The sequence below is a fragment of the Paramicrobacterium salitolerans genome, assembly GCF_051513965.1.
Taxonomy (GTDB): Bacteria; Actinomycetota; Actinomycetes; order Actinomycetales; family Microbacteriaceae; genus Paramicrobacterium.
The window spans coordinates 1,878,963-1,903,658 of sequence record NZ_CP195847.1; the positions used below are offsets into that span (position 1 = coordinate 1,878,963).

The window sequence follows — 24,696 nt, forward strand, 5'->3', positions numbered from 1 at the left end:
GGGTCAAGTCGCGAATGCTAAACCCTCAACCCGCCCTCGAGGGTTTACGACTCACCGCGTGTTACCGCATTGAGCTCTACTGAGCTCGTCGACGAGCATCCCACGCGCTCGAAACCATCTCGGCGAGACTGTGCCGCATCTTCCAATCGAGATCGCGTGCGGCGCGCTCCCCCGACGCGACGATGCGTGCCGGATCGCCGGGGCGACGCGGAGCGATCACGGGAGTGAACGCAATCTCGGTGACGTCAGCGACGGTCCTCATGATCTCGCCGACGGAGACGCCGTCGCCGGAGCCGAGGTTGTAGACCGGTTCGATCCGGTCGCCCGCCTCGAGCCTCTTGGCCGCGGCCACGTGCGACAGTGCGAGATCTGCGACGTGAATGTAGTCGCGGACGCACGTGCCGTCGGGCGTCGGGTAGTCGTTGCCGTTGATGCGCGGGGTCTCATCGGCGAGAAGCGCGTCGAAGACGAGCGGGAACAGGTTGTGCGGGCTCGTGTCGTAGACGTCGTCGTATCCCGAGCCCACAACGTTGAAGTACCGCAGCGAGGTGTGCGCGAGACCGGTCGCGGTCTCCTGATCGCGCAGGATCCACTCTCCGATCAGCTTGGACTCCCCGTAGGGCGACTGCGGCGACTTCGGGGTGTCCTCCGTGACGAGATCGACGTCGGGAGTGCCGTACACGGCGGCGCTCGACGAGAACACGATCTTGTCGATGCCAGACGCCTGCATCGCCTCGAGGAGGACCGCTGTTCCGGTCACGTTCTGCTCGTAGGTGTGCAGCGGCTTCTGCACCGAGACCCCGGCGTACTTGAAGCCTGCGACGTGGACGACACCGGTGACTGCGTGATCGACGAGCGTCTTCTCCACGAGCTCACGGTCGAGGATCGAGCCGCGCACGAACGGGACTCCCTCCGGCACGAAGGAGGAGTGCCCGCTGGCCAAGCTGTCGAGAACGACGACGTCGATACCTTCGGATTGGAACGCGCGCACCACGTGTGCTCCGATGTATCCGGCGCCTCCGGTGACAAGCCAGGCCATGCATCCTCCTCAGGATCGACGTGTGGACCGCTGCGGCCCTCACTGAGCATAGCGAGGCACGCCCGGGGAGGCCACACGAAGATAGGATGGAACGCTATGTCTTCGTCGATCTCGTACCCGCCCGAGCTGCCCGTCAGCCAGATGCGCGATCAGATCGCCACAGCGATCCGCGACAATCAGGTGGTCATCGTGGCGGGCGCGACGGGCTCGGGCAAGACGACCCAGCTGCCGAAGATCTGCCTCGAGCTGGGGCGCGATTCCATCGGTCACACGCAGCCGCGGCGTCTGGCAGCGCGCACGATTGCGGAGCGCGTGGCCTCCGAGCTCGGCTCCGATCTCGGTGACCTCGTGGGCTATCAGGTGCGCTTCACCGATCGTGTCTCGCAGAGCACCAAGATCAAGCTGATGACGGACGGCATCCTCTTGAACGAGATCCACCGTGACCGGCTGCTGCGTGCCTACGACACGATCATCATCGACGAGGCGCACGAGCGCAGCCTCAACATCGACTTCCTGCTCGGCTACCTCAAGCGGCTGCTGCCGAAGCGGCCCGATCTCAAGGTCATCATCACCTCCGCCACGATCGACCCCGAGAGCTTCGCCGAGCACTTCGGGGGCGCTCCGATCATCGAGGTGTCGGGGCGAACGTTCCCGGTCGAGATCCGCTACCGCCCGCTCGTCGCAGAGGACGACGAGACGGAGGACGACGACGAAGACGCCTCTTCGTCGTCCACGCAGGATCGAACGGTCGTCGACGGCATCTCCGACGCTCTCGACGAACTCGCGCGCGACTCCCTCGGGGATGTCCTGGTGTTCCTGAGCGGTGAAGCGGAGATCAGGGATGCCGCAGACGCCCTGCGCAGCAAGTTCGCCGGCGAGCGCGGCGGGGTCACGGAGATCCTCCCCCTCTACGGCCGGCTCAGCTCAGCAGATCAGCACAAGGTCTTCCAGCCCTCGGAGCTGACGGGAGTGAAGCGCCGGGTCGTGCTCGCGACGAACGTGGCCGAGACGAGTCTCACGGTTCCCGGCATCCGCTATGTCATCGACGCCGGAACCGCGCGCATCTCGCGCTACAGCGTCCGTTCGAAGGTGCAGCGTCTGCCCATCGAGCCGATCTCGCAGGCATCCGCGAATCAGCGTTCGGGGCGCTCAGGGCGCACGAGTCCGGGAATCGCGATCCGCCTCTACTCCGAGGCCGACTTCGAGCGACGGCCCGAGTTCACCGAACCCGAGATCCTGCGCACAAACCTCGCCGCGGTCATCCTGCAGATGGTCTCGCTCGGACTCGGTGAGATCACCGCGTTCCCGTTCCTCCAGCCGCCGGACTCTCGCGGCATCAAGGACGGCACCGATCTGCTGACGGAGCTGGGAGCTCTGAAGCGCTCAACCGGCGCAGACCTCGCGCTCACGAAGATCGGACGCGATCTCGCGCGGCTGCCGATCGACCCGCGATTCGCGCGCATGGTCATCGAGTCGAAGCGGTGGAGCACCTCACGGGAGGTGCTCGCGATCGTCGCCGCCCTCACCATTCAGGACCCACGCGAGCGTCCGCTCGAAAAGCGGCAGCAGGCCGACGAGCTTCATGCTCGGTTCGTCGACCCGACGAGCGACTTCCTGTCCTTCCTCAACCTCTGGAACCACCTCGAGGAGAAGCAGCGCGAGCTGTCGTCGAGCGCGTTCCGTCGCATGTGCAAACGCGAATTTCTGAACTATCTGCGCGTACGCGAATGGCAGGACGTCTATCGCCAGCTCACGCGCATGGCGAAGCCTCTCGGGCTGCACATCGGCGATCCGGCGGTGAACCCCGACGGCATCCATCGCTCGCTTCTGGCCGGCCTGCTCTCCCATATCGGGTTGAAGGATGCCGCAGCCGCAGCGTCGCAGAATGCGAAGCGCGGGCAGCGACCGCCCAAGAAGGGCGACTACATCGGTGCGCGAGGCACCAGATTCGTGATCTTTCCGGGGTCGGCCCTCGCGAAGAAGCAGCCGAACGCGATCATGAGCGCGGAGCTCGTGGAGACCAGTCGGCTCTTCGCGCGCACGAACGCTGCCATCGATCCCGCCTGGGCCGAGGCGATCGCGGGCGACCTGTGCAAGCGGAGCTACTCGGAGCCGCACTGGGAGAAGCGTCAGGGAGCGGTCGTCGCGTACGAGAAGGTCATGCTGTACGGCGTTCCGATCATTCCGCGGCGACGCGTGCAGTACGCGCGCATCGACGCCGCGCTCTCGCGCGAGCTGTTCATCCGTCACGCGCTCGTCGAGGGCGAGTGGGACTCACGGCAGAGCTTCGACCGAGCCAACACGGCGCTGCGGCGCGAGCTCCTCGGTCTCGAGGAGCGCACGCGTCGACGAGACATCCTCTTTGACGACGAGGCGGTCTTCGAGTTCTACGACGCGCGAATCCCCGCGGACGTCGTGTCGACGCGCACCTTCGAGAAGTGGTGGCGGACGACGCGCCAGGAGACACCCGACCTTCTGACCATGGCCCCGGAGGATCTTCTGCCGGGCGACCTTCCTGACGTCGACGAGGAGCAGTTTCCGCCGACGTGGCGCCAGGGCGACCAGACTCTGCAGCTTTCCTATCGGTTCGAGCCCGGCGCGGAGGACGACGGTGTGACGGCATCCGTTCCCCTCGCACTTCTGCCCCGGCTCTCTCCCGCCGGATTCGATTGGCAGGTGCCCGGGCTTCGACACGAACTCGTGACCGCGATGATCAAGTCGCTCCCGAAGTCGCTGCGCCGAAACATCGTGCCCGCCGCCGATTGGGCGGCCAAGCTGATGGCCGAGCTTCCGGATGCTCCACCCGAGCCGGAGTCCACCGACGCAGATACGCTCGCGGCCGCTCTCGCCATCGCCATCAAACGGCTCGCCTACATGCCGATCGACGCCAGCGACTTCGACCTGTCGCGCATCCCGCCTCACCTTGCGATGACGTTCCGTGTGACCGATGATCGGGGCAAGACGGTCGCATCGTCGAAGGATCTCCGCAGGCTGCAGGAGCGTCTCAAGTCCCGCACACGCGCGAGCGTTGCGCGGGTCGCCGCCGCACGCGTGCCCAACCGGATCGAGCGCTCGGGGCTCACCACGTGGGATGTCGACGAGCTGCCGCGCTACGTTGACACGTCTCAACCAGGTGGTGTCATTCGCGGCTACCCGGCACTCGTCGACAACGGCGACAGCGTGTCCATTCGCGTCGAGGCCTCGGAGGCTGATCAGCGGAGGGCGATGCCCGGAGGCATCCGTCGGCTTCTCATTCTCGCCACGCCGAGCCCCGCGTCCTACGTTCAGCAGCATCTCACGGCCGCGGAGAAGCTGACGCTCAGCGCGAGCCCGTATTCATCGACCGCGCAGCTGTTCGACGACTGCCTTGTCGCGGTCATCGACGATGTGCTGTTCCGCGTGGCTCCCGATGGGATGGTCTTCACACGTGCCCAATTCGAGTCGATCCGCGATCGCGTCTCGTCGTCAGTGATGGACGCGATGTTCGAGACGGTCTCTCTCGTCGCCCGCACCCTCGCAGCGGCCCGCGACGCAGAGAAGGCGCTCTCTCGGGCGACGAGCATGACGGTGCTGCCGTCCCTCACCGACGCAAAAGCACAGCTGGCTGGGCTCGTCTTTCCCGGCTTCGTCTCGCGCACAGGTCGTGAGCAGCTGCAGCATCTGCCCCGCTACGCTGCGGGAGTCGCGCACCGCGCAGTGAAGCTGCCCGACAACCCGAGCCGTGATCGGGCGTGGATGCTCGATGTGCAGAAGGTCACCTCGGCATTCGAGAAGGCCGGTGGAACGATTCCGCTCGAGCCGTTCGCTCCCGAGAAGATCGTGAAGGCACGCTGGATGCTCGAAGAGCTGCGCATCAGCTATTTCGCGCAGCACCTCGGCACGGCGTACACCGTGTCACCGCAGCGAATTCTGAAGGTGCTCTCCGGCTAGCCGCCCGTCGCGGCAGGACGCTCCGGGTCCGCGGACCACTCGCTCCACGATCCGGGATAGAGGGCGGTCTCGACGCCGATCTCGTGCAGCGCAAGCGCCGCCTGAGCAGCGGTCACCCCGGAGCCGCAGTACGTCGCGACCGAGGCATCCTCATCGGCCCCGGCCTCGACGAAGACCCGCCGAATCTCATCGGGACTCCGGAACCGTCCGTCCTCCATGTAGGACGCCGATGGCACGTTCACCGCGCCGGGAATGTGCCCGGCTCGCGGATCCATCGGCTCAGTCTCGCCCCGGTACCGCTCCGGTGCCCGAGCATCGATGAGCGTGCCTCGCTCGGGGAAGCCAGCGGCGCCGTCGATATCGATGACCGGACGTTCGCCCGAACCGGCGCGTGCCGTGCCGCGCACCGGCCTGACCTCGCCTGTCTCGAGCTCGTGCCCGGAGGCCGTCCACGCGGAGAGACCTCCGTCGAGCACTCGCACGTTCGGCAGCCCAGCCCACTCGAGCAGCCACCAGGCACGGGATGCGCCCATGCTGTTCCACGCGTCGTAGACGACGATCGTGTCACCGGCGTCGATGCCGAGACGCGCAACCGTCTCGGCGAAGTGATCGGCGTCGGGAAGTGGATGCCTCCCCCGTTCAGGCGCCTGAGCAGGGTCTGCGAGATCGCGCTCGAGGTCGACGTAGACCGCGCCGGGGATGTGCCCCTCCCGGTAGTCCTCGCGCCCGTCGGGCTGCTGCAGAGTCCACCTGACGTCAAGAATGCTGAGCTGCTCGCCGCGCTCAATGAGTTCTGCGAGCTCTGCAGGGGTCAGTAGCGCACGTGACACGGATTCTCCTTACTCGATCAGCCGTCGCGACGCCGAAGCGTGAGAATCTGCTCTGCTCGCGCGAACGGTCCATTCTCGTCGTTCAGCACGGTGGAGGTCAGTCCGACTCCATCGGGACCGAACTGCTGACGTCCGTCGATGCCGATCCACTCTCCCGACGGCAGTCGGTGCACATGGATCTGAAGGTCGACGTTCGGAAAGATCAGTCGCTCGGGACTCTCTCGTGCGGAGAGCCCGTTCGTCGTGTCGATCAGCCGCACCAGGTGCGCGAGCGGCGAGACGCTGTCGGTGTCCACGAGAGGATGCTCGGACCGCAGCCACGACCGGCGGTGCCCGGGCCGGCTTCCGTCGATCGTGCGGAACTCGACGGACTCGATGAAGCCGCCGGGCCACGGTGACATGCCGGTCCACGGCTCCGAGGCGCTGACCGGAGGCATCGGTTCGTCTTCGACGCCCTGCAGGTCGCCGGTGTCGCTGGTGTGGAGGAGCCACGCGCGTGCCGAGATCGCTGTCCGCTCGCCGCAGATCATGTCCGCCTGCACCAGCTCGATCGTCCGACCCGGGCGAAGCACCTGTGTGCGAACCTCGAATTCTCCGCCCTCGATGATCCCGTAGATCTCGAAGCTCAGTCGAGCGATGCGCAGGCCCTCTCGGGAGAACTCTCTGTCGATCACGTGTGTCAGCAGTCCGGATGCCGGTGCCATGTGCTGCTCGTGCTCATTCCACGCGCCCTGTGCGTGAATGGTCGACTCGAATCTGTTTCCGCCGAGGTCGCGGTAGTACGGCTCTGTCATCAGCTTCAGTCTGCCACGTGAGACGCAGAGTGGGGCGGATGCCGGCCTGAACCGGCATCCGCCCCACGAGCGATCTGGTCTCTTAGAAGTCCCAGTCCTCGTCTTCCGTCGAGACGGCCTTGCCGATGACGTACGACGAGCCCGACCCCGAGAAGAAGTCGTGGTTCTCGTCGGCGTTCGGCGAGAGCGCCGACAGGATCGATGGGTTCACGTCGGTGACGGTCTTCGGGAACATCGGCTCATAGCCGAGGTTCATCAGCGCCTTGTTCGCGTTATAGTGCAGGAACTTCTTGACGTCCTCGGTCAGGCCGACGCCGTCATAGAGGTCCTGCGTGTACTGAACCTCGTTCTCGTAGAGCTCGTACAGCAGGTTGAACGTGTAGTCCTTCAGTTCATCCCGCTCGGCCTCGGTGACCTTCTCGAGGCCCTTCTGGTACTTGTAGCCGATGTAGTACCCGTGCACGGCCTCGTCGCGGATGATCAGACGGATCAGGTCCGCCGTGTTGGTCAGCTTCGCGCGGCTCGACCAGTACATGGGAAGGTAGAAGCCGGAGTAGAAGAGGAAGGACTCGAGCAGCGTCGAGGCCACCTTCCGCTTCAGAGGCTCGTCACCTCGGTAGTAGTCGATGATGATGGATGCCTTGCGCTGAAGGTTCTCGTTCTCGACCGACCAGCGGAACGCCTCGTCGATCTCCTTCGTCGAGCACAGCGTCGAGAAGATCGACGAGTAGCTCTTCGCGTGGACGGACTCCATGAAGGCGATGTTGGTGTACACGGCCTCCTCGTGCGGCGTCACAGCATCCGGGATGAGCGACACGGCGCCCACGGTTCCCTGAATCGTGTCGAGCAGCGTGAGCCCGGTGAACACGCGCATGGTGAGCTCCTGCTCCTGCGCGTTCAGCGTGTTCCACGACTGCACGTCGTTCGACAGCGGAACCTTCTCGGGGAGCCAGAAGTTTCCGGTGAGGCGGTGCCACACCTCGACGTCCTTCTCGTCCTCGATGCGGTTCCAGTTGATCGCTTGAACGTGGTCGACCAGCTTGAGCTTCTCTGGAGGGGTCACTGGTTTCCTTTACCTTTCACGTATCGTGTCGCGGCGTTTAGAGCATGCAGCTGACGCACTCGCTGACGTCGGTTCCTTCGAGTGCGAGCTGGCGCAGACGGATGTAGTAGATCGTCTTGATGCCCTTGCGCCATGCGTAGATCTGCGCGCGGTTGATGTCACGTGTAGTCGCCGAGTCCTTGAAGAACAGCGTGAGGGAGAGACCCTGGTCGACGTGCTGCGTTGCCGCGGCGTAGGTGTCGATGATCTTCTCGTAGCCGATCTCGTAGGCGTCGGTGTAGTACTCGAGGTTGTCGTTCGTCATGAACGGCGCCGGGTAGTACACACGGCCGATCTTGCCTTCCTTGCGGATCTCGATCTTCGAGGCGATCGGGTGGATCGATGACGTGGAGTTGTTGATGTACGAGATCGACCCCGTCGGCGGAACCGCCTGCAGGTTCTGGTTGTAGATCCCGTGCTTCTGGACGTCGTCCTTCAGCTGCTCCCAGTCTTCCTGAGTCGGGATGTGCACGTGGGCGAACAGCTCACGCACCTTCTCCGTCTCCGGTTCCCACACCTGCTCGATGTACTTCGTGAAGAACTCGCCCGACGCGTACTTCGAGTCTTCGAAGCCTTCGAAGACCTCACCGCGCTCCTTGGCGATCGTGTTCGACGCACGGAGTGCGTGGTAGAGCACCGTGTAGAAGTAGATGTTCGTGAAGTCGATGCCCTCTTCGCTGCCGTAGTGCACGTGCTCACGCGCCAGGTAGCCGTGAAGGTTCATCTGCCCGAGACCGATGGCGTGGGACTTGTCGTTGCCATCCTCGATGGAGCGGACCGAGTTGATGTGGCTCTGATCCGACACCGAGGTGAGACCACGGATCGCCGTCTCGATGGAGCGGCCGAAGTCCGGCGAGTCCATCGTCAGCGCGATGTTGAGCGAGCCCAGGTTGCAGGAGATGTCCTTGCCGATCTGGTCATAGGAGAGATCGGTGTTGTAGGTCGTCGGAGTGTTGACCTGGAGGATCTCCGAGCACAGGTTCGACATGTTGATGCGGCCCTTGATCGGGTTCGCCCGGTTCACGGTGTCTTCGAACACGATGTAGGGGTAACCCGACTCGAACTGGATCTCGGCGAGAGTCTGGAAGAACTCGCGCGCGTTGATCTTCGTCTTCGAGATGCGGGAATCGTCGACCATCTCCTGGTACTTCTCCGACACGGAGATGTCGCCGAAGGGCACACCGTACACACGCTCGACGTCGTAGGGCGAGAACAGGTACATGTCCTCCCCCTTCTTCGCGAGCTCGAAGGTGATGTCGGGGATGACCACACCGAGCGAGAGGGTCTTGATGCGGATCTTCTCATCGGCGTTCTCTCGCTTGGTGTCGAGGAAACGCAGGATGTCCGGGTGGTGGGCGTTGAGGTAGACAGCACCTGCGCCCTGACGAGCGCCCAGCTGATTCGCATAGCTGAAGGAGTCCTCGAGGAGCTTCATCACGGGGATGATTCCCGAAGACTGGTTCTCGATCTTCTTGATCGGCGCACCCGACTCACGGATGTTGGAGAGCAGGAGTGCCACGCCGCCGCCGCGCTTCGAGAGCTGCAGAGCCGAGTTGATGCCTCGGGCGATCGACTCCATGTTGTCTTCGATGCGCAGCAGGAAGCACGAGACGAGCTCGCCTCGCTGGGCTTTCCCCGTGTTCAGGAACGTCGGCGTCGCCGGCTGGAAGCGTCCGGAGATGATCTCCTCGACGAGGTTGATCGCGAGCTCCTCATCTCCTTGCGCGAGGCCGAGCGCAGTCATCACGACGCGGTCCTCGAAGCGCTCGAGGTAGCGCTTGCCGTCGAACGTCTTCAGCGTGTACGACGTGTAGTACTTGAACGCGCCGAGGAACGTCTGGAAGCGGAACTTCTTCGAGTACGCGAGGTCGTTGAGCTTCGTGATGAACTCGAACGAGTACTGGTCGAGAACGGCCTTCTCGTAGTACTGCTTCTCGACGAGGTAGTCGAGGCGCTCCTTCAGCGAGTGGAAGAACACCGTGTTCTGATTGACGTGCTGAAGGAAGAACTCGCGTGCGGCTTCCTTGTCTTTGTCGAACTGAATCTGCCCGTCGGGTCCATAGAGATTCAGCATCGCGTTGAGCGAGTGGTAGTCCATGGCGTTCCGGGTCGCTAGCTCGTCGGTCACTGTTGCTTCCAAAATCGGTCCAATCCTTCGTGGACGACGCTCACATCGTCCGGCGTTCCAAACAGTTCGAATCGGTAGAGGGTCGGCACCTTGCATTTGGCCGAAATGATGTCGCCAGCCAGGCAGTACGCTTCCCCGAAGTTCGTATTGCCTGCGGCGATAACCCCCCTGATCAGGCCTCGGTTCTTCTCGTCGTTGAGAAATTTGATGACCTGTTTGGGCACTGCTCCGCGCCCATTTCCTCCGCCGTAAGTCGGCGTGAGGAGCACATACGGCTCCGAGACACTCAGCGCGGGCTCTTTAGGCAAGAGCGGAATCCGCGCGGCGGGCATCCCGAGCTTCTCGACAAACCGGTGCGTATTTCCCGAGACGCTCGAGAAATAGACCAGTCGAGTCATGATGCGTCACCTCCTGTGACCGAACCGAGCGTGACGATCATCCCTGCCGTCACGCGATGCACGGCACCGTCCGGCGTCTAGCCGAGGCGAGCTGCGAGCTCGTTGATCTTGTCCGGACGGAAGCCCGACCAGTGCTCGTCATCAGCGATCACGACGGGCGCCTGGAGGTACCCGAGCGCCTTCACCTGCTCGAGCGCAGCCTCGTCTTCAGAAAGGTCGTGAACCTCGTACTCAAGGCCCTTGCTGTCGAGTGCGCGATACGTTGCCGTGCACTGAACGCAGGAGGGCTTCGTGTAGACCGTGATTGCCATGATTCAAGACCTTTCCCAACATAAAATCTTTGAGCTCCCCGGCATTCCCCCGCCGGGCTTCCAATACTACATATAGTTCTCGGTTTTGAGTGGAACCCCAAGGGATAGTAGTTACAGACGTGTAGTTTTCCACTGCACTTTCCACCGTTTTTCGCGAGTTATCCACCGCCTGTCCACGGTTTCTCGCTCCTTAGATACAACGCTTAAATGGTCGAATACCTGCCCTTTCTCAGCACATGCTCGGCGTGTCGTCCACAGGCTCGAAAATATCTTGAGCCACCGACATTCTTTGGGCGTGTCGGCGTGTCTCTCGACGGACTTACACTTGTCAATCGTGACTAGCTATTCGAGCCTTCTCCGCACCCCCGGCGTCGCCCGGATCATCAGTGCTCAGCTGGTCGCGCGCTTTCCCGGCGGCATGCTCTCTCTTGCCTTTCTGATCTTCATCGAGCACAAGACCGGCCAGTACGCCGATGCGGGTCTCGTCCTCGCAGCCACGAGCATCGGGCAGGCGATTGCGGGCCCTCTGACGAGCCGCTGGATGGGTCAATGGGGCATGCGACGCGTGCTCAGTCTGACGCTCGCCGTGTGCACTCTCGCCGTCCTCACCATCGCGCTCGTGCCGCTGCCGCTGCCCGCCTACATCGCACTCGGTCTGCTCACCGGACTCAGCACGCCGCCGATCCAACCTGCCGTCCGGACGATCTACCCCAAGCTCGTCAACTCGACCCAGCTCACACCGCTGTTCTCGCTCGACGCGTCCGCGCAGGAGATCATCTGGGTGCTCGGCCCGGTGGCGACGACGTTCGTGTCGACGCAGATCGCCCCCGTGTGGAGCATCCTGATCGCGGCCGGCCTGATGGTCGGCGGCGGCATCTGGTTCATCGCATCCCCGGAGGTCGGCCGCGTTCGAATCCCGCCGAGTCGGCGACGATTCGGCAGCGTCCTCTCCAAGCCGACCGTCCTCATCGGCACACTGACCGGATTCCTCCTGGTCGGAGCCTGCGCCGCGGTGGAGGCGGGCGTTGTCGCCACATTCGGTGACGAGGGCCTCGGCGCGGGAATCGTCCTCGCCATCTTCTCATCGGGAAGCCTCGTGGGCGGGCTCGCATTCGGGCACGTGCCGATCAGCTCATGGGCGCTCGCACGCCGCATGTTCCTCGTGAGCCTCGGCATGGCCGCAGCAACCGCGGGCCTCGGGATGTGGTGGCTCGCGGGGACGCTGTTCATCGCCGGTGCGGGCATCGCACCCGCGCTGGCCGTGATCTTCGCGATCGTGTCATCGAGCGTGAAGTTCAGCGACACTGCGGAGGCCTATGGCTGGATCGGCACCGGGCAGCTCATCGGCTCTGCCATCGGCTCGGCCGTCGCCGGATTCCTCATCGACCACAACGGGCCGCCCGGAGCCCTCTGGGCGGCCGCATCCCTGGCCTTCCTCGGCTTCCTCGCGCCGCTCTTCCTGCGCAAGTGGCTTCCCGATCTACGTGGAAAGGACGCCTCTCCACTGCCGGACACCGAACCCGTCCAGACACTCTGAGGCTCTAGACAGGCTGCTCCACGAGGCTCGCAACCGGAGCCGAACGGGCGCCTTCGCAGCGCGCGTGCAGATCGTCGATCATCCGCTCGCAGGCCGCTGTGGCCTGCTCGGGAGCATCGAACTCCACACCGCTCACACGCGCTGTGACGTCGCCGATCGCGACCGGTGTGCGCACCGCGGCCATGCCGCGAGAACGAAGCGAGCGTCTCAGGCGACTCCACTGACTCGGCGCCGCTCGGCCGTACGAGACCAGGCCCACGGGCTTCTCCCGCCATTCCTCGGTGAGGAAGTCGAGGGCGTTTCGCACGACGGGTGAGAACCCCTCTCCGAAAGCCGGTGCGACGAGGATGACGGCATCCGCTTTCATCACTCGCTCGCTCCATGCTTGCGTGTGTTCGTGCTGATACTCGCCCGGCCCGCAGGCCGTCGGCTCGTCCATGAACGGGAGATCGAGTTCGAGAAGGTCGACGAAATCGATGGAGAACCTGCCGGAGTCAACCAGCAGGTCGTTCACCCAGAGGGTGACGGGCAGGGCCGTCCGGCCGGGGCGCACGCTGCCGAGAACCAGCAGGACGCGTGCTGGGAGTCCCTGAGACTCTGAAATGGCGTGTGACATCGTTTGACGTTTATTTCTGCGACCGTTTCGCGTATGGGGGATTATTAGGGAATCGGGAGTTGCAAGCTCCCTGTGCTCATTCTCGCAATGCCCCCTCTTTCACGCGCGCCCCAGTTTAGGGGTGAAAACATGAGCATTCATCATTTATACACCGAGTGCGGCCGCCTTTGGGGCAACATCCAGCAAGCATGACGTTTACCAGGCCAACCGCCGACCTGACGATGAGATCCGGTGAGAGCATAGGAGCGTCCCTACCGCGCTGCCACAGGAGGAAACCACGATGCCCGAACTTCTCACCGACGCCCTGCTGGAGACCATCCGCGCACGCGCCGCAGGCTATGACCGAGACAACAGCTTCTTCGACGACGACCTCAACGATCTGATCGACGCGCAGTATCTGACCGCGTTCGTCCCGCGTGAACTCGGCGGCCCCGGCCTCACTCTGAACGAGGTCTCCCAACAGCAGCGTCGCCTCGCCGGCGCGTCGCCCGCCACTGCGCTCGCGGTGAACATGCACCTCGTCTGGACGGGCGTCGCACGTCAACTACATGACCGAGGCGACGGCTCGTTGGACTTTGTACTCGAGGGAGCTCGCGACGGCGAGATCTATGCCTTTGGGATCAGCGAGGCGGGCAACGACCTCGTGCTGGTGGGGTCTGACTCGGAAGCCCGCCCAGACGGCGGGGGTGGCTACAGCTTCTATGGAACCAAGATCTTCACATCGCTCTCCCCCGCCTGGACGGTGCTCGGCACCATGGGACAGGACAGCGACTCCGCGGACGCGCCCAAGGTCGTCTACGGCTTCGTTCGTCGCGAAGACGGCGGGTTCACGATCAAGGACGATTGGGACACCGTCGGCATGCGTGCGAGTCAGAGCTGCACGACGGTGCTCGAGGGTGCTCACGCACCCGCAGATCGCGTCGTCCGGCGACTCACGCCGGGACCGAACCCCGACCCTTTCATCTTCGGAATCTCCTCGAACTTCCAGCTCCTCGTCGCGAGCGTCTACACCGGCATCGCCGAGCGCGCACTCACAATCGCGATCGAGACGGCGAAGAAACGGACCTCAAAGCTGAAGGCCGGTGCTCCGTACTCTGACGACCCGACGATCCGGTGGCAGGTGGCAGACGCGTGGATGGCGATCGACGCCGTTCTCCCCCAGATCACAGCGCTGGCGAGCGACATCGAGGACGGCATCGACCACGGCGAGCTGTGGATGCCGAAGCTCTCCAGCGTCAAGGTGCGCGCGACGGAGATGGCTCGGCAGGTCGTCGACAGCGCCATCCGCGTCTCCGGCGGCAGCAGCTACTTCTCACGGAGCGAACTCGGTCGTCTGTACCGTGACGTGCTTGCGGGCATCTTCCATCCCTCTGGCGATCTCGCGACCCACAATGCGGTGGCTCAGGCGCTCTTCGGCCCGGTCTCCAGCTGATCACGCCGTGCGGCGACCCCTTGACCCGGTCAGCGCGTCGCCGCACGATAGGACCATGTCTGACGAGAAGGATGCCTCGGGCGGCGACCCCGTGTGCTGGCTCGACCGCGTGTGTGACGAGTGCGGTGCGTTCATCGAAGACGGCTCCGACACCTGCTGGAGGTGTGGAGCCGTCAAGAGTGTGGACGGGTGAGACCCGTCGGCGCTGCTATCGCTTCGAGAGGATGTGCGCGGGGATCCCGAATGACAGGCAGACGAGAAGGATGCCGCAGAAGAAGACGAGCGCTTGGAACGCCGCGACGTTGAAGGCGACGGCAAAGAGGAAGAGCCCGACGACGAAGAGCAGGAACGAGATGATGAACGCCATGAGCACCATCATATCGGAGCCGTTGCGGCGTTGCGGACACTCTCGACGCAGTTACCGCTTCTCTCCCGTGTCTGGGTGACAAACAGACCGAGAAGCGCAAGGATGGGGATCTACCTGACAGACTCACACAACTGATGCGGAGGGCAGGCCATGACAACTCAACCCAGCGACGCGAACGCGGAGGACGTAGATCCGGAGTTCGCAGCCCCCGAAGTCGATACGGCAGAGGGCAGGCGGACCATCCGGCGCGCGATAGGCGCATCCGCCATCGGAAATGCGACCGAGTGGTACGACTACGGGGTCTACTCCGTCGCCGTCACCTACATCACCGCCAACTTCTTCTCGGGCGGCACGGTCTGGGCACTCGCCACCTTCGCGATCTCGTTCCTGGTGCGGCCCCTCGGCGGCATCGTATGGGGCCCGCTCGGAGACAAGCTCGGCCGCAAGGCGATTCTGGCGATCACCATCATCCTGATGGCCGGATCGACCACGGCCATCGGCCTGCTCCCCAATACAGACGTGATCGGCGCGTGGGCGCCCGGACTTCTGATCTTCCTGCGCATGGTGCAGGGCTTCTCCACCGGTGGTGAGTACGGCGGCGCTGCGACGTTCATGGCCGAGTACTCGCCAGATAAGAAGCGCGGGTTCTTCGGCAGCTTCCTCGAGTTCGGCACCCTCTTCGGCTTCGTGCTGGGAACCGCGTTCGTTCTCGCCCTGAGCCTGGCCCTCGGCGAAGACATCATGATGGACTGGGGCTGGCGCGTACCCTTCCTTCTCGCTGCTCCGATGGGCCTCATCGGCGTGTACCTGCGGAGCAAGATGGAGGACACTCCGGTCTTCCGCGAGATGGAGCAGGAGGAGCAGACGGAGACCTCCGCCATGCGAGATCTCTGGGAGCTCATCACCGTGTACTGGCGTCCGCTGCTGACGATGGGCGGACTCGTCACTGCGTTGAACGTCACCAACTACACGCTGCTGACGTACATGCCGACCTACCTTGAGACTCAGATCGATCTGAACAAGGATGCCTCGCTCACGCTCATCATCGTCGGCGAACTGTGCATGATGGCGATCATCCCCTTCTCCGGGAAGATCTCCGACAAGGTCGGACGACGGCCTATGTGGGCGGTCTCACTCATCGGACTCACCGTGGCGGCGGTGCCGATGTACCTGCTCATGGGCATGGGTTTCGTCGGAGCGCTGATCGGCTTCGCCGTTCTCGGCATCCTCTACGTCATCCAGCTGTCGACGATCTCTGCGACATTCCCGGCCATGTTCCCAACTCAGGTGCGCTACGCGGGCTTCGCCATCACGTACAACGTGGCGACGGCGCTGTTCGGCGGAACCGCACCGGCGGCGAACGAGGCGCTCATCGATGCGACGGGCAACCTGCTCGTGCCGGCCTTCTATATGATGGCCGCCTGCGTCGTCGGCCTGGTCGCGCTGAAGTTCGTGCCCGAGACTGCGGGCGCGTCGATCCGAGGAACTGAGATCCCGACGACGGAGATCACCGTGATTTCCGATTCGGACGAACCGACCAAGTCCTAATCTCCTGACGACGAGAGCGGGCCTCACAGCAGTATCGCTGTGAGGCCCGCTCTCGTTCACGGTCGCTCAGATCGAGTGCCGGGCGGCTCGAACCTGCACGACATCGTCAGCGGCACTCACCGTGATCGTCTCGCCCTCTGCGAGCTCTCGGTCGACGAGGAGCTCCGCGATGCGATCGTCGACCTCACGCTGGATCAGGCGACGGAGCGGTCGCGCTCCGAACTCGGGCTCGTACCCGTGCTCGGCGAGCCAATCGACAGCAGACTCGTCCACCTCGAGATTCGCACGCTGCGCCTCCACCCGACGACGTGTGTCCTCCAGGAGATGTCGGACGATGTCCCGAAGCTGCGGCTTCTCCAGCCGACGGAACAGCACGATCTCGTCGATACGGTTCAGGAACTCGGGTCGCATCGCCTCCCTCAGACGGCCCATAACCCGTGCCCGAACATCGATCTCGTCCGCTCCCTCCGCGACGAAGCCGATCGACCCGGCACGGCTCGAGAGGAACTCCGAGCCGAGGTTGGAGGTCATGATGACGACGGTGTTCCGGAAGTCGACGGTGCGTCCCTGGCCATCCGTCAGACGCCCGTCGTCGAGAACCTGAAGCAGCAGGTTGAAGACGTCAGGGTGCGCCTTCTCGATCTCGTCGAGGAGCACCACGCTGTATGGGCGACGCCGCACGCGCTCGGTGAGCTGGCCGGCCTCGTCATAGCCCACGTAGCCGGGAGGAGCTCCGACGAGTCTCGACACGGTGTGCTTCTCTCCGAACTCACTCATATCAAATCGGATCATCGCGTCGTCGCTGCCGAACAGGGACAGCGCGAGCGTCTTCGCAAGCTCGGTCTTGCCAACGCCGGTCGGTCCGAGGAACAGGAAGCTGCCCACGGGGCGTCGTTCATCTGCCATTCCGGTCCGCGAGCGTCGGACCGCCTTCGCGACGACGTTCACAGCGTCGTCCTGCCCGATCACACGCTCGTGCAGCTCGTCCTCCAGTCGGCCGAGCCTGGTGCGGTCGTCATCACTGACGCGTGACACGGGGATTCCGGTCGCGCGCGAGACGACTTCTGCGATCTGCGGTTCACCGATGACGGGCCGCGACTGACCGGTGGCGGAGTCGATCTTCGCGACCGTCTCGGCAATTTCATCGCGGATCGCGCTCGCCCGCTCGTAGTCCTCGAGTTCGACCGCGTCGCCCTTCTCCGCCTCCAGCTCCGCCAGTCGCGCGCGGAGAGCGTCGGTGTCGATGGCTTCGCCACTGCCGAGCCGCACGCGCGCACCGGCTTGGTCGATGAGGTCGATGGCTTTGTCGGGGAGGAAGCGATCGCTGATGTAGCGATTCGACAGCTCGACCGCGGCATGAATCGCCTCGGGGGTGTACTGCACGGCGTGGTGCTGCTCGTAGGCCGGCCGCAGTCCGTCGAGAATGCGCACGGCGTCGTCGAGGCTCGGCTCGCCGACGAACACCTGCTGGAAGCGGCGCGCGAAGGCGGCATCCTTCTCGATCGACCGATATTCAGCGAGAGTCGTCGCGCCGATCAGGTGCAGATCACCGCGGGCGAGTCGGGGCTTCAGGATGTTTCCGGCATCCATTCCGCCCTCTCCCCCGCCTCCGGCGCCGATCACCGTGTGCAGCTCGTCGATGAAGACGATCAGGCTGTCTTTGTTCGCGGTGATCTCGTCCATGACGGCAGTCATACGCTCTTCGAAGTCTCCGCGGTAGCGGGTTCCGCCGAGCATCGCCGCGACGTCAAGCTCGACGACGCGCTTGCCCGTGAGCTGGGCTGGCACATCACCGGCGACGATCTGCTGCGCGAGACCCTCCACGACGGCCGTCTTGCCGACGCCGGCCTCGCCGATCAGCACCGGGTTGTTCTTGGTGCGTCGCGACAGAATCTCAACGGTCTGCTCGATCTCGTCGTGACGACCGATCACCGGGTCGAGCCGGCCCTCGCGGGCCTCCGCCGTGAGGTCGAGCCCGAACTTGTCGAGTGTCGGGGTCTCGGATGCCGAAGGCTCGGCGGTCTGCGCCGGAGCCTGCCCCGTCGCCACCGCCTGGAGTGCGGTCGGAGTCACTCCCGCGTTCGCGAGGATCTGTCCCGCTGGGGCATCCGTGTTCATCACGAGTGCGAGGAACACGTGCTCGGGATCGATGTAGGTCGCGCCGAAGCCGCGCGCCACCTGGTAGGCGTCGAACAGCAGTCGACGCGCCGAGGATGTGAGCGACGGCGCTTCGACGAAGCGTTCACCGTGCGAGGCGGGAAGACGGTCGTCCGCTGCTGCGGCGATCACCTTCGGGTCCGCTCCCGTGGCGGTGATGGCGTCGATGGCCGGATGCTCGGTCGACATGACTCGCAGGATGTGGAGTGCGTCGACGTCGCGATGTCCGTGCTGGGTCGCGAATTCACCCGCGGCGTTCAGAACGTCGTGGGTCTTGCGGCTGAGCAGCCGCGTGATGTCGATGGGGCGTCCCGTCTGGGCCGCGCGCTGACCTTGGAGATAGCGCGCGAGAAACTCCTCGAACGATCGAGGATCGCTTCCGGCGGGGCCGAAGAACTCTGGCACGAGGTGTCCTCCAAAAAAACTTGAGTGCTCTTGACTCAATTTAACGCAGTGGCGCTCAATACATTCCCGATCACCCGATTGATTTTCGCCGTGTGGTTCAGGCTCCGATGGGGACCACCGCAGGAACAGCGAATGAGAGCCGGTAGCGTTGACCCGACACGTCCACGCCGCACGGTCAGAACCCCTCATGTCTCCAGCAGCTCTCGCTCTTGTGCTCACCGCAGCGGTGACGCACGCGGCCTGGAACCTTGCAGCGGGTCGGTCCCGCGCAGACTCCACTGTCTCCGTGTGGCTGTACATGACGGGATCCGCGATCATTCTGCTCCCACTCGTGCTGGTGCAGCTCGCGAGCGCTGGGTGACCCTTCTCCTGGCCGCTGCTCCTCGGCCCCGCGGTGACGGCGGTGCTGCACGTCGTCTACTCGCTTCTGCTGCAGGTCGGCTATCGTCGCGCCGAAGTGGGAGTCGTCTACCCGGTTGCCCGCGGGGTGGGACCCCTCGTCACGATGCTCGTCGCCGTCGCGCTCCTGGGCGAGCGCCCAGGCCTTGCCGCACTTGGCGGAGGGCTGATCGTGATTGCGGAAATCGCGGTCGTGACGAGCTCTGCTCTGCACACGCGCGGCACTCGGTTCGGCCCGGGCCTTCGATACGGCGTCGCCGTGGGCCTGGCGATCGCGTCGTACACGCTGTGGGATGACCACGCGGTGACCGATCTCGGACTGCATCCGCTCACCTACTTCGGCGTGGCTGTGACATTCCAGTCGCTCATTCTGCTGCCGTCGGCCGTGCATCGCCGCGCGCTGATCGTTCCCGCGCTCCGCACGAGCTGGCTGCCCGCCGCGCTGGTCGCGGTGCTCTCACCCACCGCGTACATTCTCGTGCTCTTCGCGATGCAGACGACTCCGGTCTCGCTCGTCGCACCCCCGCGCGAGTCCTCAATCGTGATCGGCTCCCTCGCCGGCTGGCTGATCTTCCGCGAGCCGAAGCCGCTTCGCCGTGTTGCCGGAGCGAGCGTCGTGCTCGGCGGCATCGCGCTGATCGCCACGGCCTGAACGGCCGCTCAGAGAATCCCCGCCGCCCGCGCTGGCTGCGCATAGGCCTCCGCGAGCGACGGCACTGTCTCATGTGCGTTGAGTCCGCTCGGGTTCGGAACCGCCCAGAGCTGCGCACCGGCGATCGGCTCCACCTGCAGCCCCTGCACAGCCTTCGGCCGGTCGAAGCCCTGCCGATAGGCGGTGAGTCCGACGACCGCGACGACCAAAGGCCGCCAGCGAGCGACGTTCTGCTCGAGGCGACGTGCCCCGGCGCGGAGTTCCTCTCTGCTGAGCTCATCCGCGCGAACGGTCGCCCTGTTCACGAGGTTGCTGATGCCGAGCCCTCGGGCGGTGAACGCCGAGCGTTCGGCATCCGTCATTCCTCGTGAGAAGTCGAGCGGCTCTGTGAAGATGCCGGCTGCGCGAAGAGCTGGGAAGAAGCGGTTTCCCGGATGTGCGAATGGCGTATTCGTCGCTGCGGTCCAGAGACCGGGGTTGATTCCGACGAAGAGCAGACGGATGCCTTCCCCGACGAGCGGATCGACGGATCCGCCCCGAAACGACTCGAGTTCCGCGCGACTGAATGCCATGTCGCCATTATCCATCGCGAGCATCCCACGGTCGCCGCATCCACAATTTATCTTGACATCAAGATAAATTGTGAGATACTTAGGTTAGGCATACCTCACAGGGCGGGTGTGTCGGTGACGGCGCCTCCGCTCAGAAGGGAGCGTCACATGACTGAGGTACAGAAACTCGCGTCGTTCGTCGATGCGGCACAGTTCGGGCAGATGAGTCCCGCGGCCAAGGAGCAGCTGAAGATCCGCGTGCTCGACACGATCGGTGTCGCGATCGGAGCTCTCGACGCCGAACCCATGGTCGCGATCAGAGAGCTGATCGATGATCTCGGCGGCGCCCCGACGGCCACCATAATCGGCGGAGGCCGCACCTCCCCCGAACGCGCGGCGTTCATGAACAGCGCGCTCAGCCGGTACCTGGACTTCATGGACTCGTACCTGGCGAAGGGGGAGACTAACCACCCGTCCGACAACCTGGGTGCCGTCCTCGCTGCGGCAGAGAGCGTGGATGCCACGGGCGAGGAGTTCCTCTCCGCGCTGGCGATCGCATACCAGGTGCACACGAGGCTCTCCGACGTGGCCCCGGTTCGTGCGAAGGGCTTCGACCACACGACCCAGGGCGCCTACGCGGCCGCCGCGTCTGCCGCGAAGGCCCTGCGCCTCTCGGCGGATCAGATCGCGAATGCGATGGCGATGGCGGGCACCGCAAACAATGCGCTTCGCGTCACTCGCACGGGCGACCTCAGCCATTGGAAGGGTCTCGCCTATCCCCACGTCTCCAAGGAGGGCGTCTTCGCTGCACTCCTCGCCTCGCGCGGGATCACCGGTCCGGCGCAGGTCTTCGAGGGCAACAAAGGCTTCAAGGAGTCCATCGCGGGGCCATTCGAGATCGATTGGTCGGCCGAGGACCTCGAGAGCGTCACACGCACGATCATCAAGAAGCACAACGCCGAGATCCACTCGCAGTCTGCGTTGGATGCCGCGATCGAGATTCGCGGCCGCGACGGATTCGACCCGGCGCGCATCGAATCCGTGGAGCTGACCACCTTCGACGTCGCCTACTCGATCATCGGTGGTGGCGAGGAAGGAGATAAGCGAAGCATCCGCACAAAGGAGGAAGCCGACCACTCACTCCCCTGGATGCTGGCCGCAGCCCTGCTCGACGGAGAGGTCCAACCGGAGCAATACGAACCGGAGCGCATCGTCGCGAACGACGTGCAGGAGCTCATGGGCCGCGTCTCGATCACTCCGGACGATACGTTCTCGGAGCGCTTCCCCGAGGAGATGCCGGCGAAACTCGTCGTCCGAACCTCCGACGGGCAGACCTGGAGCGCTGAGCACAGCGCGTACGAAGGATTCCACACGCAGCCGCTCACGTGGGAGACCGCGGGACGGAAGTTCGACACGCTCACCGAACCGTTCGCGGACGACGAGCTTCGCGCGGAGATCACCCGCATCGTGCAGAACCTCGAGAACGAGAGCGTCTCGACCCTCACCGGCGCACTCGCGCGCGTCAGCACGACGCGTCGCAGCTGATCGTCTACAGGAAAGGAAGACAGCAATGACAACCACAACGCACGACACATCCTTCTCCTTCGTTCCCCGTGCCTACCGTCCCGCGAAGCCGAGGACGTTCGGGATGACCGAGATTCGCGCGCCCTACTACAGCACGTTCGGCACACGACACCTGCGGGACGTCTTCGACGTCGCAGGGCAGTGGGTCGACGGAATCAAATGGGCGGGAGGCTCATTCGCGCTCGTTCCGCCGGAGCAGGTGCGAGCCTTCAGCGACATCGCTCACGAGAACGGCTCGTACGTCTCCTCCGGAGGCTGGATCGAGACCGTGCTCCGCTACGGAGACGAGGCGGTGGATCACTACCTCGCCGAAGCCAAGGAGGTCGGGTTCGACGTCATCGAGATCTCGACGGGCTTCATCATGCTGCCCACGTCGGGCCTCGAGCGCCTCGTCGAGAAGGTCGTGAAAGCGGGCCTCAAGGCGAAGCCGGAGCTCGGCATCCAGATCGGCTCGGGCGGCGACTCCGGTGAGGCAGAGCTCGCGGCGGAGTCGAAGAAGGACATCGGCGATCTGATCGATCGCGGACGTCGAGCGCTCGATGCCGGGGCATCCATCATCATGATCGAGTCGGAGGGAATCACCGAGAACGTGACCGAATGGAACACCGCCGCAGCGGCATCCATCATCAATGGTCTCGGCCTCGAGAATGTGATGTTCGAAGCTGCGGACGGCCCCGTCTTCGAGTGGTACATCAAGAACTACGGCAACGAGGTGAACCTCTTCGTCGACCACAGTCAGATTCTCCAACTCGAGGGCCTGCGCCAGAACATCTGGGGCAACAAGTCCACGTGGGGTCGGGTTATCAACCCTGCACCCGTGAGCTGACGAGAGCGACACCACGACCGACCGCCCGAGTGATACGCACTCGGGCGGTCGGTCTGCGTGACGCAGACGGGGCACTCGAGACGATCAGCAGACTGTCGATGCGCTCGCGCCTCAGATGGCGGACAATTGAGCCAGGGCGAGAACGGGAGAGACCATGGCCGATACCGCGCTGTCGCAGACCCTGAACGACATCGTGAGTGAACTGGCTGAGCTCGAGGACCCGAAGACTCGGGCCGTCAACGAGCGACACGGGGACGATCACGGGGTGAAGCTGAGCGCGATCCGCGCCATCGCGAAACGACTGAAGACGCAGCCGGATCTCGCGGTCCAACTGTGGCAGACCGGAGCGACAGCTCCTCGGCTGCTCTCGCTGCTCATCACACGGCCCCGGGCTCCTGCGAGTGACGACGTCGACAGGATGCTTCGCGAAGCACGCGTCCCCAAGGTGCACGACTGGCTGGTGAACTACATCGCCGCGAAGCACCCCGATGTCGAGTCGCTGCGTGCGAGCTGGTTCGAAGACGCAGATCCGATCGTCGCGAGTGCGGGCTGGGATCTCACCGCGAAGAAGATCGTGACCTCACCCGAGGGACTCGAGCTCAATGCTCTCCTGAACACGATCGAGAGCGAGATGGCCCACGCCGAGGCGCGGCTCCAATGGGCGATGAACACGTGTCTCGCGCAGATCGGCGTCACACAGCCGGAGCTCCGGCCGCGGGCCGTCGCAATCGGCGAGCGGCTCGGCGTTCTGAAGGACTACCCCACCCCGCCGAACTGCACGTCCCCCTACGCGCCCATCTGGATCGCAGAGATGGTGAGCCGGCAGTCTGCAGCGGCCACGAAGAGCGGCTAAGAGAAGGATGTCTCGCGACATAAGAGAACTATGTCGCGAGACATCACAAAGTGGACCTAGGGGGATTCGAACCCCCGACCTTCTCATTGCGAACGAGACGCGCTACCAACTGCGCCATAGGCCCGTGAACGAATACGAGGTTATCACGACTTGAGGCCGTGAACGGACACGAACGCTACCCGGCGGCCATCCGACGGCGAAGGAGATCTGCGGCGAGAATCTCTCCCTCGTCGACGATCCCCATCGAGGCGTACGGCGACTGCGGCTCCGCCTCCTGCACCGGGTTCTCGCGCTCTGCGGCGGCCCGACGCTCGTCGAGGCGCACGGTCTGCGGGCTCTGCGCTTCGGCCTTCTGCGCCATGGCTTCGGCGAGTGCTGCCTCGCGAAGGCGACGTCGCGCCTCCTGGGCGGCAACCGTGGCCGCTGCCGCTGAACCCTGCGAGATCGAGAGCGGCCGCGGGAGCGGCGTCGGGGTCCACGTCTGTGCATCCTGGGTCGCGACAGTCTCGTCTGTGAGGTCGGCGTCGTAGATCTCGCGCGCCACCGGCCTGTGGGTCGCAGCGGGTGCCATCGCCTGAGGCACACGCGCACGCACCTTCGCCATCCGCGACAGCAACCCGAGCAGAACCACTGTGCTGCCGGCGGCGACGGCCGGCAGCATCCATGCACCGGTCGAGAGCGCCGTGTAGCCACTCACACCTGCCGTCACGATGCTGGCGACAAGAAACAGCGTCGTCGCAAGACGGGCGCGGCGACGCGACCTCATCAGACGCGTCTTCGCGCGGGCCCGCGCCTGCTCTGCCGCTGCGCGCTTCTGCGCCTCAGCGGCAAGCGCCTTCGAACGCGCGGCGGCGGCACGGGCATCGGCCTTTGCGCGCATCGCACTCGCACGGGACTCCACACGTGCCGCTTCAATCGCCGCGCGGCTCTCCGCTTTGCGGGCTGCGGCGCGCTCGGCCTCGATCTTCTTGAGGCGACGCTGCTGCTCAGCGACTTCGCGTGCCGAGACCTCGAGGCGGACTTCGTCCGGAACCTCCGATGTCTCAGCCAGAATGCGCAGCGTCTGCTGGAGCCGGACGGAGTTGCGCTCTGCCGCCATGTACTCGTGACGCCGCACCCAGGTCGGAATCAGGTAGACAAGCCAGAGCGCGGCGGCGATCGCAAAGACGATCCCTCCGCTCAGCACCCCACCACTTGCCATGTTTCTCAGGGTACGTCTCGCACCGAGACCTTTCGA

At 64.5% G+C, this 24,696-nt stretch carries 22 protein-coding genes and 1 tRNA gene; 10 read left to right on the top strand and 13 right to left on the bottom strand.

What is annotated here, in order from left to right:
• Window positions 1-76 precede the first annotated feature (76 nt).
• Complete coding sequence (galE, locus tag ACSAGD_RS08970; RefSeq protein WP_437582382.1) at window positions 77-1,039, bottom strand: UDP-glucose 4-epimerase GalE; 963 nt, start codon at window positions 1,037-1,039, stop codon at window positions 77-79.
• A gap of 96 nt (window positions 1,040-1,135) precedes the next feature.
• On the opposite strand from galE, the gene hrpA reads away from it, so the two are divergent.
• Window positions 1,136-4,969 (top strand): ATP-dependent RNA helicase HrpA, encoded by a 3,834-nt coding sequence (hrpA, locus tag ACSAGD_RS08975; protein ID WP_437582383.1) that lies wholly within the window; start codon window positions 1,136-1,138, stop codon window positions 4,967-4,969.
• Here the strand turns inward: hrpA and ACSAGD_RS08980 are convergent.
• The 6 genes from ACSAGD_RS08980 to nrdH all read right to left on the bottom strand — a co-directional run bounded on the left by ACSAGD_RS08980 (window position 4,966) and on the right by nrdH (window position 10,532).
• Window positions 4,966-5,799 carry a sulfurtransferase gene (locus ACSAGD_RS08980; protein ID WP_437582384.1) on the bottom strand — a complete coding sequence of 278 codons (834 nt, stop codon included), beginning with the start codon at window positions 5,797-5,799 and terminating at the stop codon, window positions 4,966-4,968. The genes hrpA and ACSAGD_RS08980 overlap by 4 nt on opposite strands.
• A gap of 17 nt (window positions 5,800-5,816) precedes the next feature.
• Window positions 5,817-6,593: a thioesterase family protein gene (locus ACSAGD_RS08985; protein ID WP_437582385.1), complete on the bottom strand. Its 777-nt coding sequence runs from the start codon at window positions 6,591-6,593 to the stop codon at window positions 5,817-5,819.
• 82 nt (window positions 6,594-6,675) lie between these two features.
• Window positions 6,676-7,656: a class 1b ribonucleoside-diphosphate reductase subunit beta gene (gene nrdF, locus ACSAGD_RS08990; protein WP_437582386.1), complete on the bottom strand. Its 981-nt coding sequence runs from the start codon at window positions 7,654-7,656 to the stop codon at window positions 6,676-6,678.
• Window positions 7,657-7,693: 37 nt separating this feature from the next.
• Entirely contained in the window at window positions 7,694-9,793 is a 2,100-nt protein-coding gene (gene nrdE / locus ACSAGD_RS08995; RefSeq protein ID WP_437585150.1) for a class 1b ribonucleoside-diphosphate reductase subunit alpha, read from the bottom strand.
• A 26-nt stretch (window positions 9,794-9,819) separates the two neighbouring features.
• Window positions 9,820-10,221, bottom strand: a complete 402-nt coding sequence (nrdI, locus tag ACSAGD_RS09000) for a class Ib ribonucleoside-diphosphate reductase assembly flavoprotein NrdI (RefSeq protein WP_437582387.1) — start codon at window positions 10,219-10,221, stop codon at window positions 9,820-9,822.
• 77 nt (window positions 10,222-10,298) lie between these two features.
• On the bottom strand, window positions 10,299-10,532 hold the full coding sequence (gene nrdH / locus ACSAGD_RS09005; RefSeq protein ID WP_437582388.1) for a glutaredoxin-like protein NrdH: 234 nt from the start codon (window positions 10,530-10,532) through the stop codon (window positions 10,299-10,301).
• Between the two features lie 334 nt (window positions 10,533-10,866).
• Between nrdH and ACSAGD_RS09010 the strand changes: the two genes are divergently transcribed.
• Window positions 10,867-12,069 carry an MFS transporter gene (locus tag ACSAGD_RS09010; RefSeq protein ID WP_437582389.1) on the top strand — a complete coding sequence of 401 codons (1,203 nt, stop codon included), beginning with the start codon at window positions 10,867-10,869 and terminating at the stop codon, window positions 12,067-12,069.
• A gap of 4 nt (window positions 12,070-12,073) precedes the next feature.
• Here the strand turns inward: ACSAGD_RS09010 and ACSAGD_RS09015 are convergent, their stop codons facing one another.
• On the bottom strand, window positions 12,074-12,685 hold the full coding sequence (locus ACSAGD_RS09015) for an NADPH-dependent FMN reductase (RefSeq protein WP_437582390.1): 612 nt from the start codon (window positions 12,683-12,685) through the stop codon (window positions 12,074-12,076).
• A gap of 280 nt (window positions 12,686-12,965) precedes the next feature.
• Between ACSAGD_RS09015 and ACSAGD_RS09020 the strand changes: the two genes are divergently transcribed.
• Window positions 12,966-14,117, top strand: coding sequence for an acyl-CoA dehydrogenase family protein (locus ACSAGD_RS09020; protein ID WP_437582391.1), 1,152 nt, complete (start codon window positions 12,966-12,968; stop codon window positions 14,115-14,117).
• Between the two features lie 55 nt (window positions 14,118-14,172).
• Window positions 14,173-14,310 (top strand): hypothetical protein, encoded by a 138-nt coding sequence (locus ACSAGD_RS09025; RefSeq protein ID WP_437582392.1) that lies wholly within the window; start codon window positions 14,173-14,175, stop codon window positions 14,308-14,310.
• Between the two features lie 15 nt (window positions 14,311-14,325).
• Here the strand turns inward: ACSAGD_RS09025 and ACSAGD_RS09030 are convergent, their stop codons facing one another.
• Entirely contained in the window at window positions 14,326-14,484 is a 159-nt protein-coding gene (locus tag ACSAGD_RS09030; protein ID WP_437582393.1) for a hypothetical protein, read from the bottom strand.
• Between the two features lie 150 nt (window positions 14,485-14,634).
• Between ACSAGD_RS09030 and ACSAGD_RS09035 the strand changes: the two genes are divergently transcribed.
• Window positions 14,635-16,032: an MFS transporter gene (locus ACSAGD_RS09035; RefSeq protein ID WP_437582394.1), complete on the top strand. Its 1,398-nt coding sequence runs from the start codon at window positions 14,635-14,637 to the stop codon at window positions 16,030-16,032.
• Window positions 16,033-16,098: 66 nt separating this feature from the next.
• Here the strand turns inward: ACSAGD_RS09035 and ACSAGD_RS09040 are convergent, their stop codons facing one another.
• Window positions 16,099-18,594 carry an ATP-dependent Clp protease ATP-binding subunit gene (locus ACSAGD_RS09040; protein ID WP_437582395.1) on the bottom strand — a complete coding sequence of 832 codons (2,496 nt, stop codon included), beginning with the start codon at window positions 18,592-18,594 and terminating at the stop codon, window positions 16,099-16,101.
• 187 nt (window positions 18,595-18,781) lie between these two features.
• On the opposite strand from ACSAGD_RS09040, the gene ACSAGD_RS09045 reads away from it, so the two are divergent.
• Window positions 18,782-18,955 (top strand): hypothetical protein, encoded by a 174-nt coding sequence (locus ACSAGD_RS09045; RefSeq protein WP_437582396.1) that lies wholly within the window; start codon window positions 18,782-18,784, stop codon window positions 18,953-18,955.
• Between the two features lie 42 nt (window positions 18,956-18,997).
• Complete coding sequence (locus ACSAGD_RS09050; protein WP_437582397.1) at window positions 18,998-19,645, top strand: EamA family transporter; 648 nt, start codon at window positions 18,998-19,000, stop codon at window positions 19,643-19,645.
• An 8-nt stretch (window positions 19,646-19,653) separates the two neighbouring features.
• On the opposite strand, the gene ACSAGD_RS09055 is transcribed toward ACSAGD_RS09050, so the two are convergent.
• On the bottom strand, window positions 19,654-20,217 hold the full coding sequence (locus tag ACSAGD_RS09055; RefSeq protein ID WP_437582398.1) for a mismatch-specific DNA-glycosylase: 564 nt from the start codon (window positions 20,215-20,217) through the stop codon (window positions 19,654-19,656).
• Window positions 20,218-20,364: 147 nt separating this feature from the next.
• Between ACSAGD_RS09055 and ACSAGD_RS09060 the strand changes: the two genes are divergently transcribed.
• The 3 genes from ACSAGD_RS09060 to ACSAGD_RS09070 all read left to right on the top strand — a co-directional run bounded on the left by ACSAGD_RS09060 (window position 20,365) and on the right by ACSAGD_RS09070 (window position 23,459).
• On the top strand, window positions 20,365-21,741 hold the full coding sequence (locus ACSAGD_RS09060; protein ID WP_437582399.1) for an MmgE/PrpD family protein: 1,377 nt from the start codon (window positions 20,365-20,367) through the stop codon (window positions 21,739-21,741).
• A gap of 25 nt (window positions 21,742-21,766) precedes the next feature.
• Complete coding sequence (locus ACSAGD_RS09065) at window positions 21,767-22,606, top strand: phosphosulfolactate synthase (protein ID WP_437582400.1); 840 nt, start codon at window positions 21,767-21,769, stop codon at window positions 22,604-22,606.
• Between the two features lie 154 nt (window positions 22,607-22,760).
• Window positions 22,761-23,459: a DNA alkylation repair protein gene (locus ACSAGD_RS09070; RefSeq protein ID WP_437582401.1), complete on the top strand. Its 699-nt coding sequence runs from the start codon at window positions 22,761-22,763 to the stop codon at window positions 23,457-23,459.
• Between the two features lie 51 nt (window positions 23,460-23,510).
• On the opposite strand, the gene ACSAGD_RS09075 is transcribed toward ACSAGD_RS09070, so the two are convergent.
• Together ACSAGD_RS09075 and ACSAGD_RS09080 are read right to left on the bottom strand one after the other, a co-directional pair.
• Window positions 23,511-23,583: transfer RNA gene (locus tag ACSAGD_RS09075), tRNA-Ala, on the bottom strand.
• A gap of 51 nt (window positions 23,584-23,634) precedes the next feature.
• Window positions 23,635-24,660, bottom strand: coding sequence for a hypothetical protein (locus ACSAGD_RS09080; RefSeq protein ID WP_437582402.1), 1,026 nt, complete (start codon window positions 24,658-24,660; stop codon window positions 23,635-23,637).
• Window positions 24,661-24,696 lie beyond the last annotated feature (36 nt).

Coding starts and splice junctions, on each gene's coding strand:
- nrdH (WP_437582388.1), bottom strand. CDS start 10,532: ATGGCAATCACGGTCTACACGAAGCCCTCCTGCGTTCAGTGCACGGCA.
- ACSAGD_RS09070 (WP_437582401.1), top strand. CDS start 22,761: ATGGCCGATACCGCGCTGTCGCAGACCCTGAACGACATCGTGAGTGAA.
- ACSAGD_RS09025 (WP_437582392.1), top strand. CDS start 14,173: ATGTCTGACGAGAAGGATGCCTCGGGCGGCGACCCCGTGTGCTGGCTC.
- ACSAGD_RS09035 (WP_437582394.1), top strand. CDS start 14,635: ATGACAACTCAACCCAGCGACGCGAACGCGGAGGACGTAGATCCGGAG.
- ACSAGD_RS08985 (WP_437582385.1), bottom strand. CDS start 6,593: ATGACAGAGCCGTACTACCGCGACCTCGGCGGAAACAGATTCGAGTCG.
- galE (WP_437582382.1), bottom strand. CDS start 1,039: ATGGCCTGGCTTGTCACCGGAGGCGCCGGATACATCGGAGCACACGTG.
- ACSAGD_RS09055 (WP_437582398.1), bottom strand. CDS start 20,217: ATGGCATTCAGTCGCGCGGAACTCGAGTCGTTTCGGGGCGGATCCGTC.
- nrdE (WP_437585150.1), bottom strand. CDS start 9,793: ATGGACTACCACTCGCTCAACGCGATGCTGAATCTCTATGGACCCGAC.
- ACSAGD_RS09020 (WP_437582391.1), top strand. CDS start 12,966: ATGCCCGAACTTCTCACCGACGCCCTGCTGGAGACCATCCGCGCACGC.
- nrdI (WP_437582387.1), bottom strand. CDS start 10,221: ATGACTCGACTGGTCTATTTCTCGAGCGTCTCGGGAAATACGCACCGG.
- ACSAGD_RS09065 (WP_437582400.1), top strand. CDS start 21,767: ATGACAACCACAACGCACGACACATCCTTCTCCTTCGTTCCCCGTGCC.
- ACSAGD_RS09015 (WP_437582390.1), bottom strand. CDS start 12,685: ATGTCACACGCCATTTCAGAGTCTCAGGGACTCCCAGCACGCGTCCTG.
- hrpA (WP_437582383.1), top strand. CDS start 1,136: ATGTCTTCGTCGATCTCGTACCCGCCCGAGCTGCCCGTCAGCCAGATG.
- ACSAGD_RS09080 (WP_437582402.1), bottom strand. CDS start 24,660: ATGGCAAGTGGTGGGGTGCTGAGCGGAGGGATCGTCTTTGCGATCGCC.
- ACSAGD_RS09030 (WP_437582393.1), bottom strand. CDS start 14,484: ATGGCGTTCATCATCTCGTTCCTGCTCTTCGTCGTCGGGCTCTTCCTC.
- ACSAGD_RS09045 (WP_437582396.1), top strand. CDS start 18,782: ATGTCTCCAGCAGCTCTCGCTCTTGTGCTCACCGCAGCGGTGACGCAC.
- ACSAGD_RS09060 (WP_437582399.1), top strand. CDS start 20,365: ATGACTGAGGTACAGAAACTCGCGTCGTTCGTCGATGCGGCACAGTTC.